This window comes from Actinomyces respiraculi (assembly GCF_014595995.2).
In the GTDB taxonomy this organism is placed as follows: domain Bacteria; phylum Actinomycetota; class Actinomycetes; order Actinomycetales; family Actinomycetaceae; genus Actinomyces; species Actinomyces respiraculi.
Map to the genome: position 1 here is coordinate 1,888,728 of NZ_CP063989.1, position 13,566 is coordinate 1,902,293.

9 protein-coding genes and 3 pseudogenes are annotated in these 13,566 nt (G+C 65.4%); 3 read left to right on the top strand and 9 right to left on the bottom strand.

Annotated features, from left to right (window positions below):
* The first annotated feature begins 1 nt into the window (after position 1).
* Positions 2–1,330 carry an alpha-L-fucosidase gene (locus ID810_RS07850; RefSeq protein ID WP_166858625.1) on the top strand — a complete coding sequence of 443 codons (1,329 nt, stop codon included), beginning with the start codon at positions 2–4 and terminating at the stop codon, positions 1,328–1,330.
* A 74-nt stretch (positions 1,331–1,404) separates the two neighbouring features.
* Here the strand turns inward: ID810_RS07850 and ID810_RS12835 are convergent.
* The 8 genes and pseudogenes from ID810_RS12835 to ID810_RS07885 all read right to left on the bottom strand — a co-directional run.
* Positions 1,405–1,614: pseudogene (locus ID810_RS12835) on the bottom strand (transposase); the annotation flags it as partial.
* Positions 1,615–1,767: 153 nt separating this feature from the next.
* A complete protein-coding gene (locus ID810_RS07860) occupies positions 1,768–3,378 on the bottom strand; it encodes an IS1634 family transposase (protein ID WP_243856726.1) in 1,611 nt (536 codons plus the stop codon).
* Between the two features lie 106 nt (positions 3,379–3,484).
* A pseudogene (locus ID810_RS07865) lies at positions 3,485–3,822 on the bottom strand (transposase); the annotation flags it as partial.
* Positions 3,823–3,840: 18 nt separating this feature from the next.
* Entirely contained in the window at positions 3,841–5,442 is a 1,602-nt protein-coding gene (locus ID810_RS07870; RefSeq protein ID WP_166858839.1) for an IS1634 family transposase, read from the bottom strand.
* A gap of 874 nt (positions 5,443–6,316) precedes the next feature.
* Positions 6,317–6,644: pseudogene (locus tag ID810_RS12480) on the bottom strand (L-fucose:H+ symporter permease); the annotation flags it as partial.
* Complete coding sequence (locus ID810_RS07875; protein WP_166856880.1) at positions 6,644–7,072, bottom strand: RbsD/FucU family protein; 429 nt, start codon at positions 7,070–7,072, stop codon at positions 6,644–6,646. The gene ID810_RS07875 and the pseudogene ID810_RS12480, both read right to left, overlap by 1 nt.
* Before the next feature lie 65 nt (positions 7,073–7,137).
* Positions 7,138–8,631: a rhamnulokinase gene (locus ID810_RS07880; RefSeq protein ID WP_166856920.1), complete on the bottom strand. Its 1,494-nt coding sequence runs from the start codon at positions 8,629–8,631 to the stop codon at positions 7,138–7,140.
* Positions 8,632–8,672: 41 nt separating this feature from the next.
* On the bottom strand, positions 8,673–10,448 hold the full coding sequence (locus ID810_RS07885; protein WP_166856878.1) for an L-fucose isomerase: 1,776 nt from the start codon (positions 10,446–10,448) through the stop codon (positions 8,673–8,675).
* 205 nt (positions 10,449–10,653) lie between these two features.
* Between ID810_RS07885 and ID810_RS07890 the strand changes: the two genes are divergently transcribed.
* The gene (locus tag ID810_RS07890) at positions 10,654–11,322 is read left to right on the top strand and encodes a class II aldolase/adducin family protein (RefSeq protein WP_166856918.1); all 669 of its coding nucleotides are present in this window, start codon (positions 10,654–10,656) and stop codon (positions 11,320–11,322) included.
* Positions 11,323–11,383: 61 nt separating this feature from the next.
* Positions 11,384–11,965, top strand: a complete 582-nt coding sequence (rsmD, locus tag ID810_RS07895; RefSeq protein ID WP_166856876.1) for a 16S rRNA (guanine(966)-N(2))-methyltransferase RsmD — start codon at positions 11,384–11,386, stop codon at positions 11,963–11,965.
* An 86-nt stretch (positions 11,966–12,051) separates the two neighbouring features.
* Here rsmD and ID810_RS07900 read toward each other — a convergent pair whose 3' ends face one another.
* Positions 12,052–13,551 (bottom strand): sulfatase-like hydrolase/transferase, encoded by a 1,500-nt coding sequence (locus tag ID810_RS07900; RefSeq protein WP_166856874.1) that lies wholly within the window; start codon positions 13,549–13,551, stop codon positions 12,052–12,054.
* Positions 13,552–13,566: the final 15 nt, after the last annotated feature.

Below are 13,566 nucleotides of genomic sequence, written 5' to 3' on the forward strand. Positions count from 1 at the left end.
CATGACTCGCCCCACTGTTTCACAGCACCGGGACCGCCTAGGAACTCATCAGCCGACGTGGTTGGATGACACACCTCTTGGCATATTCATTCACTGGGGAGCGTACTCAGTACCCAGTTGGGCCGAACCGCACGGGGAGCTTGGCACGGAACCCGATGAGAAAACGTGGTTCACTCACAACTCCTACGCGGAGTGGTATTTCAACACGATACGCATCCCAGGCAGTCCGGCCTCCAGACACCATCAGGAGACCTACGGGTCCTTGCCATATGATCTCTTCCTGGACATGTGGCACGCAGAGCGCTTCGATCCCGATGACTGGGCCGTACTATTCAAGAAGGCGGGGGCAGGGCTCGTCGTCCCGACGACCAAGCACCACGACGGCATCACCCTGTGGAACGCCCCTGGAACCTACGGACGGAACACGGTTCATCGCGGTCCTCGGCGGGACCTCGTCGAGGCGATCTCACGAGCAACGCGCCAAGCGGGAATGCGTTTCGGGGTGTACTACTCGGGCGGAGTGGACTGGCACTATCGACCTTTTCCCGTCATCCTGAGTCAAGAGGACCTTGAACGTCTCGCCAGGACCGTTGATCCCGAGTACGGGCGTTACATCTTCACCCACTGCCTTGACCTGTTCACACGATATCGTCCTGATGTCTTCTGGAATGATATCGAATGGCCTGACTGCGCGAAGAACTTCGGTTCCTACGGTCTAGGAACGCTGCTTGAACGCTATTACGAACTGTGTCCAGAAGGTGTTGTCAACGATCGCTTCGGCGGGTTCCACTCCGATTACGAGACCAGCGAGTATCAGGCGATGCGCGCTTCAGAGGCCTCGGACCGATGGGAGAACTGTCGCGGAATAGGACTGTCCTTCGGCTACAACCGGTTGGAGGGTGATGAGCAGTACCTCAGCGGGCCCGCTGCGGCTCATCATCTGGTTGATGTGGTCTCCCGTGGGGGCCGCCTGCTGCTCAACGTCGGCCCACGCGCAGACGGAACTATTCCCGGCCCACAGCGCGCCTGCTTGGAAGGGCTAGGTGCGTGGATGCACGCCGCGAGGCCTGAGTTGTCACGCCCCTCCCCCGAGCTGATGGAACGGACGTGCTCGCTCCCAGGGGCTCGACTCGTGTCTCACGGGGACCACGCTGTGCTCTTCGCACTGGACGACGTCGAGGTTCCACTCGACCGCCTGCCCCAGGAGTTCGACTGGAATTCTTCGAGGGCTGGTGACGAGGAGACACGGGTGAGTTGTGACTGGAATCTTCTCTCAGTCTCCCCAACTCGGTTGGGACCCGGGATCGTTCGGGCCGAGCGTCATTACTGAGCCACAGTCTTCTCTCCGCCCACTTGGTACGAAGTGGGCGGAGAAAAACAGGCTCTTCCCATTTATGGGGCTATTCACAATTCACGGTGTAGTTGGGATCTGAAGCCTCCCGTTTCCAGGAGCGATCTGGCGATGCAGTGAGTGAGGTTGCGGAAGCCGAGGGCTGATCCGCGTAGGTGTTCCAGGCATCCGTTGATTGCCTCGGTGGGGCCGTTGCTGGTGCGGGGGTGCTCGAAGTAGGCCAGGGTGTCGGTACTCCGCTTGGTCAGGGTCCTGGCCAGGGCCGTGATCTGCCTCAGCACGTCTGGGATGGCCTGCTTTAGAGAGTCGAAGAGTCGTTGCATCGGGTGCTTTCCAGGCCCGGGTCCTCGGCCCGGTAGGCCTGGATCAGGCGCTGGTAGACGCCCCAGGAGGCTTTGACCTGACTTTTGACACTGTTAGTGACCCGTTTTGTTGGTGAGGCTGGCCAGGATGTTGGCGGCTTGGCCTTGGGGTTGGCTGGTGGCTGTGAGCTCGTGTCCGTTGATGTTGATGGTGACGTCGATGACGGGTCGTAGGGCTTGCACGATCTTCTTGATGGAGACACCGGTCGCGGCCTGGAGGTGGCGGGCTACGGCTAGGGCGGCGGTGACCACGGTCAGGTGGGCCTCGATGGCTTGGCGGGTGTGGTGGAAGACCGGGCGGGCGCGTAGGTCGTGTTTGGACATGCGGAAGGACTGTTCCACCTTCCACAGATTGTGGTAGTCGGCCACGATCTCGCTGGCGCTCATAGTGCGGGCGGGGATGTTGGTGACATAGCCCTTTAGCCCTTCTAGACGCCGCGCTCTGGCCAGGGCCTTTTCATCCAGGCCTCTTCCTGAGGAGCTGGTGGTGACAAACCTGGCTGAGCGCATGGCTTTTTCCCCGGCAACGATGGCTCTGGCCCGGTTTTCCTGGAGGGTAAGGGTCTTGCTGTCCCTGGCGGCGCGTTTACGCGAGTAGACCCAGATCGCCCGCCACGAGCCCGGGTGTGTCTGTGGGTGCCAGACCGGTTCGTCCTTGAGGTGCTGATTGCGTTCTTGTTTACCACCGTGGCGTGGGGTGATTGTGTCAATGGTCTGCCCGTCGGTGAAGCAGTCCCCGTGCCAGAAGAAGTGCGCTTGGAGGTCCAGGGGTGCCTTGGTCTGTCTGGCCCCGACAATGAAGCCGTAGCCGGCTTGGTCAAGCGCCTGCAAGTTAGCGCTGGAGAGCATCCCGGCATCAGCTACGACTACTAGGTGCTCCGCCCCGGCGCGTTGCTTGAAGGCCTCGATGGTAGGGATGAGGGTGTGGGTCTCGGCTTTGTTGCCTTCCCAGCAGGAGACCTCCAACGGGAAACCGTTACGGTCTGCTAGCAGGCCGACCAGGATCTGGGGATCCACGCGGCGTTCTTTGGAGTAGCCGACCTTGCGCAGCGCGTCTTCTTTCTCTGCTTCGAAGTACAAGGTAGTCACGTCGTACAACACCAAGGACACATCCCCACAGGCCAGGCAATGCTCCAAGGCCGCACGAGCCAGAGCAGAGCGGTAATCACGCTCCACGCAACGGGTCAGGGCACGAAAGTGGGTGCGTGAGTCAAAGGACTCCAGCCCCAAGCTGGTCAACATCGCTGCTATAGCGCTCTTGCTAGTGGGTTCGATCAGCCGGGCCAGGACAATCTGCTTGAAGGCCTCATCGTCCACCGCTTGGTCAAAGCCAAGATCCTGCCAAGCATCGCAAAGGACTTGCCACAACAAGCCGCTGCGGTGGGAAACCAGGTGCGCTGCGCCAATGGCCGTCTGCTGGTAGTCCCCATGCACGCCCGGCCTGGAGCCTGCCGACCCCGACGGGAGGTCCAGGTCCAGCTGGAGCTGGCCGGGATGGAGCTTTTCTTGCGCGACCTGGACCAAGGCAGCAAGCTCGCCAGGGGTATGAGCAGAACCGATGTGCTCAACAACCTTGTTACGTCGGCCTTCCTTGACCGCGATCTGCACGGCCGTGGCCCCCGAGGCGGTACGCACTTGACGGATGAACGGGCTCACAAACCCCATCATAACCAGCCTCCTTAGTGACCCAACCCGCCCCCTGCAGCCGCACAAAATCAACGAAAACCCAACCAAAACCACCCAGCCCCACACCAAGTGTCAAAAGTCAGGGGTCCTCGGCCCGGTAGGCCTGGATCAGGCGCTGGTAGACGCCCCAGGAGGCTTTGACTGGAGCGTGGCGCTCATCAGCGAGAAGAGACTCGAGACGCCTGGTCTGGGCATCGGTGAGCAGGCCGGCGCCGGTGCGTAGGGTGCGCCTGGCCCGGTAGCGCGGGTCGCCCCTGTGGCCCCGCACCTAGTGCTCTGCCTCCGGATGCGGCGGCGGCGCTGGTCGAGGTTGCTGGCAACCAGGGAGACAACGTGGAAGGGGCCCGTGACCGTGCAAGCCTGTGGGAGCTCCTCGCCAGTGGCGCTCTTGAACCCGGTGACCCCGTCCATGGCCACCACCTGACCTGACTTTTGACACTGTTAGTGACCCGTTTTGTTGGTGAGGCTGGCCAGGATGTTGGCGGCTTGGCCTTGGGGTTGGCTGGTGGCTGTGAGCTCGTGTCCGTTGATGTTGATGGTGACGTCGATGACGGGTCGTAGGGCTTGCACGATCTTCTTGATGGAGACACCGGTCGCGGCCTGGAGGTGGCGGGCTACGGCTAGGGCGGCGGTGACCACGGTCAGGTGGGCCTCGATGGCTTGGCGGGTGTGGTGGAAGACCGGGCGGGCGCGTAGGTCGTGTTTGGACATGCGGAAGGACTGTTCCACCTTCCACAGATTGTGGTAGTCGGCCACGATCTCGCTGGCGCTCATAGTGCGGGCGGGGATGTTGGTGACATAGCCCTTTAGCCCTTCTAGACGCCGCGCTCTGGCCAGGGCCTTTTCATCCAGGCCTCTTCCTGAGGAGCTGGTGGTGACAAACCTGGCTGAGCGCATGGCTTTTTCCCCGGCAACGATGGCTCTGGCCCGGTTTTCCTGGAGGGTAAGGGTCTTGCTGTCCCTGGCGGCGCGTTTACGCGAGTAGACCCAGATCGCCCGCCACGAGCCCGGGTGTGTCTGTGGGTGCCAGACCGGTTCGTCCTTGAGGTGCTGATTGCGTTCTTGTTTACCACCGTGGCGTGGGGTGATTGTGTCAATGGTCTGCCCGTCGGTGAAGCAGTCCCCGTGCCAGAAGAAGTGCGCTTGGAGGTCCAGGGGTGCCTTGGTCTGTCTGGCCCCGACAATGAAGCCGTAGCCGGCTTGGTCAAGCGCCTGCAAGTTAGCGCTGGAGAGCATCCCGGCATCAGCTACGACTACTAGGTGCTCCGCCCCGGCGCGTTGCTTGAAGGCCTCGATGGTAGGGATGAGGGTGTGGGTCTCGGCTTTGTTGCCTTCCCAGCAGGAGACCTCCAACGGGAAACCGTTACGGTCTGCTAGCAGGCCGACCAGGATCTGGGGATCCACGCGGCGTTCTTTGGAGTAGCCGACCTTGCGCAGCGCGTCTTCTTTCTCTGCTTCGAAGTACAAGGTAGTCACGTCGTACAACACCAAGGACACATCCCCACAGGCCAGGCAATGCTCCAAGGCCGCACGAGCCAGAGCAGAGCGGTAATCACGCTCCACGCAACGGGTCAGGGCACGAAAGTGGGTGCGTGAGTCAAAGGACTCCAGCCCCAAGCTGGTCAACATCGCTGCTATAGCGCTCTTGCTAGTGGGTTCGATCAGCCGGGCCAGGACAATCTGCTTGAAGGCCTCATCGTCCACCGCTTGGTCAAAGCCAAGATCCTGCCAAGCATCGCAAAGGACTTGCCACAACAAGCCGCTGCGGTGGGAAACCAGGTGCGCTGCGCCAATGGCCGTCTGCTGGTAGTCCCCATGCACACCCGGCCTGGAGCCTGCCGACCCCGACGGGAGGTCCAGGTCCAGCTGGAGCTGGCCGGGATGGAGCTTTTCTTGCGCGACCTGGACCAAGGCAGCAAGCTCGCCAGGGGTATGAGCAGAACCGATGTGCTCAACAACCTTGTTACGTCGGCCTTCCTTGACCGCGATCTGCACGGCCGTGGCCCCCGAGGCGGTACGCACTTGACGGATGAACGGGCTCACAAACCCCATCATAACCAGCCTCCTTAGTGACCCAACCCGCCCCCTGCAGCCGCACAAAATCAACGAAAACCCAACCAAAACCACCCAGCCCCACACCAAGTGTCAAAAGTCAGGCCTGAACCTGCTCACACCAGGCGTGGTCGCACTGGGCGAGCCAGGTCTTGAGGGCTTTCTTGGACCGGCCCGGGCCGCACACACTGCGCAGCTGGTGGAAGCAGCGCAGCGTTGATCGAGGCCATGCTCACCGTGCGGGCACCGATGAGTGACAGGAGGTGCGGCACCCGCGCGCAGGACCTCGAGCTGCGCCGCGCGAGCGAGATCGTGCGCAGGACCTCAGCTTTTCCGCAGCGGGCCTCGACCACCCCACCACAAGATGACCCGGCTCATCAACCAGCACCCCGATCAGCCCGGGCCCCAGGCCGATCTGCCGCGTCCCAGGCGCGACAGAGTGCGGGTTCAGCACCTCGCGCGGCTCACCGGGCTTCAAAGACGCGACCGGCCTGCGCCCAGACCCAGCGCGACGAGACCCTCGTGGAGGAGCCCACGCACGTCCACGCACAGAGCCACAGCAGTCTGCGCGGTGCGCAAGACGCACCACGCCACGCCCCGTGCCGACCGCGGGCCGCGCCCACCACCTGTCTGTGCGCGCGTAGCGACGGGCCCGTGCCACGACACGCTCACCACCGCAGATGACTACCTCAGCGGGCACCATGGGCGCCGTATCACAACACCCCGGCCCAGGACCGTCAACGGGCCCTGCAAGGGGGCCGAGCCCATCCACTCCAAGCGCCTTTGGGAGTCCGGCAAGGCCCTCGAGCTGGCGACCATGGGGGGGCGCACCGGTGGAGCACCACCCGCCCGCACCAGCCCCTTGCCCACCGGTTCCCGCCAGCACCAGCCCGATCAGGACACCGCCCTTGTAGTCCGGGCGGCTGTTAATGAAGGCCGCGGGGATCGCCAGGCAGAAATAGGCACCGTAGTAGGCCAAATCCACCAGGGAGGACTGCAGGTTCGTCATGGAGAACACGGAGCGGAACACCTTGACCAGGGGGTCGCTCATGCTCCCGGCCAGGCCCCAGGCGGCGAAGCAGGAGACCAGCAGGCAGAAGGGCGCCACCTTACCGGGGTTACAGGAACGCTCGGTTGACTGGGGTCTTCCGGGCGATCTCCGCCTCAGCCGCGGGGTCTTGGATGGCAGTCATCACAGCACGCCCTTCTTGAGGATGAGGTTCCCGTACAGGGCGGTCTCCCCGGTGATGACGACGGCGTAGACGCTCGGGGTGTAGTCGTAGAAGACCATGCGCTCGATCGTCTTGACGCTCACGGGACCGGCGTCCTTCTCCGCCTCGTTCCAGATCTGCTCGTAGACGTCCCACACCGGAGGCCGAGGATCGTCGCCGACCGTCTCCATGAGGGTCACCTGGTAGCTGCTGTACCGGTCCAGGGGCATGAGGGTGAGGATGGATGTGAGCAGGTCAGGGATCCCCAGCCCGTCGGCCCGCACCGTGGTGGGGTGGAGGTGGTGCCCGGGGAAGTTGGCGTCAGCCAGGAGGATCTCGTCGCCGTGCCCCATCTCGAGCAGGATCTTGACGAGATCGGGTGACAGGTTAGCGGGAATGTTGCGGAGCATCGTCGCTCCTTTCCTAAGGTGGGTTGTCGGTTAGATGGTTCAGTTGCAGTCGATGAGGTCGGAGGTCAGCCGGCAGTGATATTGAGCAGCCGCTCTCGCATGACGTCGAAAGCGTCGGGCTGCACGATTGAGTCGGAGGGTTCGACGTCGACCAGGTGGACGCTGCGGCGCAGCACCTCGCCGCGCGAAGCCGGGTCGACGGCGCCGGTGGCCTCGAGCTGGGCGAGGATGTTGCCCAGGGCGCTGGCCTCCGGTGTGCTTACGACGACGCGTCGGTTGCAGGCCGCCGCCGTCATCGCCGGAAGGAGGCTGTTACGCGCCCCGCCTCCCACCAGGTGGATCGGCGAAGCCGGGTCCAGCAGGTCGCCGACGACGTTCTGCAGCCCCTGGGCGTAGGCGGCGTGCGCGCAGGCGAGCGACTCGAGAATGAGCCGGACGGTCTGCGCAGGTCCCTCGGGGACCACCCTGTAGTGGTCGCGGCACCAGTGGGCGATCTTGCCCGGCATGTCCCCGGGAGTGGCGAAGAGGGCGTCATCGGGGTCGATCACGACCCCGGGAGAGGCGCACTCCCCCGCTGCCTTGACCAGCACCCCGGTATCGGGCTCGTTCCAGGAGCGCTGGCACTCCTGAAGCAGCCAGAAGCCGGTGAGGTTGCGCAGGAGCCGGATACCACCGTCGGTGCGGACCTCGTTGGTCAGTCCGGAACGCAGCGTCGCCTCGTCCAGGACCGGATCGGGAACGGTGACCCCGATGAGGCTCCAGGATCCTGAGGAGATGAACAGGTGCACGTCGTCGTTCGTCAGCCCGAGCGCGTGGACGGCACAGGCGGTGTCATGCCCACCGGGACGCACGATGGTGATCCCCTCCGACGTCTTGCCGGCCACGGTGGCGTCGTCGACGAGCGGGGGCATCCACCGCTCGGGGATTCCGGCGGCCTCCAGCACGTGGGCAGACCAGCATTGGGCCCCGGGTGAGGCGAGCCCGGTGGTCGAGGCGATCGCCCGCCCCGTCTCGGCAGGGGCGCCGAGCAGGTACGCCACCAGGTCGGGCAGTGGCAGGAAGCGGTCGACCCGATCAACGAGGCCAGGCTCCTCCCTCAAGTCCGCGTAGAGCTGGTAGACCGTGTTGATCTGCTGGGGCAGGATACCGGTCTCCCGCCAGATCGTCTCCGGGGCGATGGCCTGATCCAGGTCCGCGGCCCACCGGGACATGCGCCCGTCGCGATAGGCCCGGGGAGCGCGCAGCAGGGATCCGTTGGCGTCGAGAAGGCCGTAGTCGACGCCCCAGGTGTCGATGCCGATGGAGTCGGGAGCACGCCCCAGGCGCCGCGTCGCCTCGACTATGCTCCGACGAACACCGTCCATGATGCTCTCAAGGTCCCAGGTGAGAGTGCCGCGGTCATCCACCACCTGGTGGCGCAGCCGGTAGACCTCCTCGGTGCTGACCACCCCTTGTCGGTAGCTTCCCAGAACCGCTCGCACGGAGCTAGAGCCGAGGTCGAGGGCGAGCGCGTGGTGCTCAGCCCCTGGCTCACTGTCCGCCCCGCTGCTCCAGCTCATAGTCGGACGATGCTCGTCGGTGCTCGTCATGATGCGGTCCTTCAGCGGTAGAGGGGCCCGAAGGCGGCGCAGGCCCTGAAGTCGGCGCTCTCGAGATCAGCGGTGCCGAAGGGCGCCCAGGCCTTGGGGCGCAGGATTCTCTCGCGCTCGACGTTGTGCATGTAGACGGGGATGCGCAGCATCGAAGCCAGGGTGATGAGGTCGGCGCCGAAGTGCCCGTAGCCCGTGGCCGTGTGGTTGGCACCCCAGTTGGCCATCCAATCGTAGACGGACGTGAAGGCACCCTGACCGGTTAGGCGCGGGACGAAGAAGGTGGTCGGCCAGGTCGGGTCGGTGCGGTTGACGATCTGGTCACGCACGTCGTCGGGCAGCTCCACGGTCCAGCCCTCGGAGATCTGGAGTACCGGTCCCTGGCCGGCCACGAAGTTGAGGCGGGTCGCGGTCACGGGCATGCCGCCAGAGGTGGTGAAGTGGGTGGAGAATCCGCCACCGGGGAAGTATTCGCGGGTGGCGGCGTGGAAGGTGGACGCCTTGAGATCCGCCTCGATGTCAGCCTCGGTGATCTCCCACCAGTGCTTGATGATCGGGTTGCCCTCGGCATCCTTCTCCTGGCCAGTGGCGTTGAGGGTCGTCGCCCCGGAGTTACGCAGGTCGATGAACCCGTGCTCAGCGCGTCCCTCGAGCCTGTACCCGGTGACCCGCTCGACGGCCTCGGGGCTCCAGTAGGTGCGCACATCGCTGAAGAGCTGGGGACGGTGGGTCAGGACGGAGTTGAAGAGCATGGCGACGGCGTTGCCGGCGTCGCCCTCCGTGGCGAAGACCTTCTCGGGCCGCTTGCCGTTCCAGTCGAAGGTGGTGTTGATCAAGGTCTCGAGGATGTCGCCGTTGGGCTTGTAGTCCGTCCACTGGCGCTGCCCCTGGAAGCCGGCCGCGATGGCGTCGTGCCCGTCGGCCTCCTCGACGAACCCGAGCTCGGCCAGGGCGGGGTTGCCCTCCATGAGGTCGCGGCCGATGAGGAGCATCTTGATGCAGTAGTCGAACTGCTCGTCGTACTCCTCCTGGGTGAAGCGGTTGGTCTCGGGGTTGCGGTTCTGCCCGATGGTGAGGTGCTCGCGGGCCCAGGCCAGGGCGGTCTCGTACTCCTTGTGGTCGTAGATGCCGTTGGCGATGCGGCGGTCGATCTCGATCATGTCGATGTACTCGGCACGCATTCCCAGGTAGTCGACGAAGAACTGCTCGGGGACGCGACAGCCCGCAATCCCCATCGAGACGGTCCCGATCGAGAGGTAGCTGCGTCCCTTCATAAGGCCGGCCCCGAGCGCGGCGCGCGCGTAGCGCAGGATGTTCTCGACGACGTCGTCGGTCAGGCCTGAGTCGTCGGCGTCCTGGACGTCGTGGCCGTAGATGCCGAAGCAGGGGATGCCCAGCATGTTATAGGCGGCGGCCGCGGCGGCCAGGGTCACGGCCCCGGGGCGCTCGGTGCCGTTGAAGCCCCAGATGGCGTGCGGGATCGAGGGGTCGAGGTCGAGGACCTCGGTGATGTAGTTCCAGGAGGCGGTGACAGTCAGGTCGGCGCACACGTTCTCGATGCGGAACTGCTCCTTGCAGCGGTTGGCCTCGGCCACACCCCCGATCGCGGTCTCGGAGACGACGCAACGCACCGGGCTGCCGTCGGGGTAGGTCAGGTGGGTGGAGATGAGCTCGGCGACATCCTTGGCCAGCTGCGCGGTCTTGTCCTCAAGGGACTCCCTCACGCCGCGACGGCGGCCGTCAATGAGGGGGCGGATTCCGATGGCGGGATAGGACGCGGTGGGCATGACAGTTCCTTTCACTGGGCGACGATGACCAGGACCCACAGGAATGTGAGCGCAAACACAGCATGACTCCAATCATCCGGTAATGTCAAGTACAAAAGCGAGAACGCACCCGTAGACATGAGAGCGCTAACATGCAACAATCTGTTAGCACCACTTCTGACGCAACGGGGGCGTACTGCGGTACGCCCCGGGGAAAGAGCCCATGATGCTTCTCCACGATGCCCGCCAGCAGATCACCGAGGCCTGCTTCCACCTGGCCGACGACGGACTGGTCGTCGGCACCGCCGGTAACCTGTCCGTCAGGGAGGGCGACCTCGTCGCCATCACCCCCTCGGGGCTGCCCTACCCGGACATGCGCCCCGATCTGGTCGCCGTGGTCGACTACGTCACGGGCAAGCAGGTCGATGGCGCCCTCAAGCCCGCCAGTGAACTGGACCTGCACCTGACCGCGCTACGGGCGACCGGCCAGATGTCGGTGGTGCACACCCACTCCTACGCGGCCACCGCCGTCGCTAGCCTCGAGGGTGTGAGCGCGCTTCCGGCCGTGCACTACTACATCTGCATGTTCGGCGGCAGCAACGTGCGGGTGGCGGATTACGCGATCTATGGGTCTCCTGAGTTGGCGGCCAACGTTGAACGGGCCCTTGAGGGGCGCACGGCGGCCCTCATGAGCAACCACGGCTCCGTGGTGGCCGGCCCGGACCTGGCCGCCACCTACGTCCTGGCCCAGGAGCTGGAGTGGGTCTGCGAGCTCTATCTGCGCACACGTGCCGTGGGTACCCCCAAGATCCTCTCCGACGAGCAGATCGCGGCAGTGGCCCGAAAGATCCGGGAGACCGGTTACGGTCAGCACGCTCCGGCCCCGGAGGACTGACCGGTCTCGCGCGAGATGCTCGAGATGGGCCCTGGGGCCGGACCTCACGTATGGTCGGACCATGACGCGGATCGTGGCCGGCGCCGTCGGCGGACGCAGGATTGATGTGCCCCGCTCTGGCACCCGCCCGACCTCCGAGCGGGTGCGCGAGGCGCTCTTCGCCCGCCTGGAGCACTACGACGTCCTGCGCGGCGCCCGGGTCCTGGACCTGTGCGCCGGCTCGGGCGCCCTGGGCCTGGAGGCAGCCAGCCGCGGGGCCACCGACGTCACCCTCGTGGACTCCTCCAGGACCGCCACCCAGGTGTGCGAGCGCAACATCCGCTCCCTCGGACTGAGCGGCGTGCGGGCGGTGACGGCGAAAGCCGCGACCTTCCTGGCAGGCGCCGCAGGGGCGCCGGCGGACCTCGTGCTCATCGACCCTCCCTACGACCTGGATGAGGCCGATGTCCTCGCCATGCTCGAGCCCCTGGGCCGAGAGCGGGACCCTTGGCTGGCGCCGGGCGCCGTCGTCGTCCTGGAGCGCTCGACCCGCGCACCCGAGCCGGTCTGGCCGGCGGGGCTGCGCCGCTTCGGCGGCAAACGCTACGGTGAGACGCGCCTGTGGTTCGCGGAGCTGGACGCGCCCGAGCACCCGGCCTCTTAGCACGGTACCTGCAGCATCCCGCGGCTTTCTGCGACTCCTGGGACTCCCCGGGTCGCAGACACGCCAGACTAACCTCGGGCGCAGACTCAGTTCTCCTCGGTGAGGGGCACGTAGCGCTGGGCCTCCTCACGCCGCCAGGTCGGGTGAATCTGTCCCCGGCCGGTGACGGGCTGCTCATAGGCCCGCGCGCGCACCGTCTCGTGCCTGGCGAACCAGTCCTCGAGCTGGTCCCGCAGACGCCGGCGCGTGGGTGCCAGCGAGGGGTCCTGGGCGAGGTCGCACCTCTCCTGTGGGTCCTTCTGGAGGTCGTAGAGCTCCTCAGGCCCCTCGAAGCGAAGCACGTACTTCCACCGGCCGTCCCGGATCATCCGAGTGCCGCCGTACTCGTCGTAGACGACCACGGGCTGGCGCGAGGACTCCTCCTGCTCCTCCTGGCTGAGCCAGGGCAGGAAGGACTCCCCCGCCCGCAGTGGGTCTGCCGGTGCCGTGACACCGGCCAGCTCGCACACGGTGGGGAAGAAGCTGAGGGCGGACAGGTTGTCGACAACGTGGCTGCCGGCTCCCGGTAGCGCGACAGGTCCCACCTGGTCCCGAAGCCCCTCGGGCACGTACATGACGAAGGGGACGGCGACGGAGCTCTCCCACATGTTGAGCGGGTAGGTGCCGTTACCCTTGCCCCAGATCCCGTGGTGCCCGCAGGAGAAGCCGTTGTCCGACATGTAGAGGATGATCGTCTCCTCCGCCAGCCCCAGCTCCTCCAATTCCCCGCGCAGCCGACCGATAAGCTGGTCCACCCCGCTAAGCGCGGCGCAGTAGCCGCGCAGACTCCGGTCGGGGTCAGCGAAGGAGTCGACGAAGTCCTTCTTGCGCGCCCGGGTCCACGGATGCGCGGGTTCACGCGGCACAGAGGGAAAGTCACAGTCCTCGTAGATGTCCAGCAGCTCACGGGGGTGGTTGTCCTCGTCCCACGGGGTGTGGGGCGCCGTCGGGCAGACCTGGAGATAGAAAGGACGGTGTCCCACCTCGCTGCACCCACGCGCATAAGTGCGCAGGAACTGCACCGCGTGCTGTCCGACGGCGTCAGTGAAGTACTCCTTCTCGCTGGCCTGCTGCCCCTCCCGCCAGATCGGGGCCTCGTAGTACGGTCCGCCGCCGAAGCGGTGGGCGTACCACGAGGAGAACCCGGCTGCCGGCTGGCGGGCCTCCCCCACGTGCCACTTGCCTGACAGGGCGCACACGTACCCGGCACCGGACAGGACAGCCGGGAGAGTGGTGATGTCCTCCAGGTACTGGTCAGGGTGGGCCCGTGAGTGCTCGGTGCCCACGAGCCAGTCGTGGATCCCGTGCGCCGAGGGCATCCGGCCGGTCAGGAGCGAGGCACGTGCCGGGGAGCAGACAGGAGAGGCGCAGTAGAAACTGTCAAAGACGACTCCTTCCTGGGCCAGCTCTGCCAGGTGGGGCATCTGAAGCTCCGGCATCCTCCAGGGCACCGCCCAAGGGCCCTGGTCGTCAGTGAGGATGAACAGGAAGCTGGGCCGACGCGGGCCGGTATCCGGGACGAGTGAGAGGGGGTCTACGGGAGTCATGATGCCTTGCTGTTG

Bases quoted from the DNA above. Each gene is read 5' to 3' on its own strand.
- ID810_RS07850 (WP_166858625.1), top strand. From the start codon at position 2: ATGACTCGCCCCACTGTTTCACAGCACCGGGACCGCCTAGGAACTCAT.
- ID810_RS07860 (WP_243856726.1), bottom strand. From the start codon at position 3,378: ATGGGGTTTGTGAGCCCGTTCATCCGTCAAGTGCGTACCGCCTCGGGG.
- ID810_RS07875 (WP_166856880.1), bottom strand. From the start codon at position 7,072: ATGCTCCGCAACATTCCCGCTAACCTGTCACCCGATCTCGTCAAGATC.
- ID810_RS07880 (WP_166856920.1), bottom strand. From the start codon at position 8,631: ATGAGCTGGAGCAGCGGGGCGGACAGTGAGCCAGGGGCTGAGCACCAC.
- ID810_RS07885 (WP_166856878.1), bottom strand. From the start codon at position 10,448: ATGCCCACCGCGTCCTATCCCGCCATCGGAATCCGCCCCCTCATTGAC.
- ID810_RS07890 (WP_166856918.1), top strand. From the start codon at position 10,654: ATGCTTCTCCACGATGCCCGCCAGCAGATCACCGAGGCCTGCTTCCAC.
- rsmD (WP_166856876.1), top strand. From the start codon at position 11,384: ATGACGCGGATCGTGGCCGGCGCCGTCGGCGGACGCAGGATTGATGTG.
- ID810_RS07900 (WP_166856874.1), bottom strand. From the start codon at position 13,551: ATGACTCCCGTAGACCCCCTCTCACTCGTCCCGGATACCGGCCCGCGT.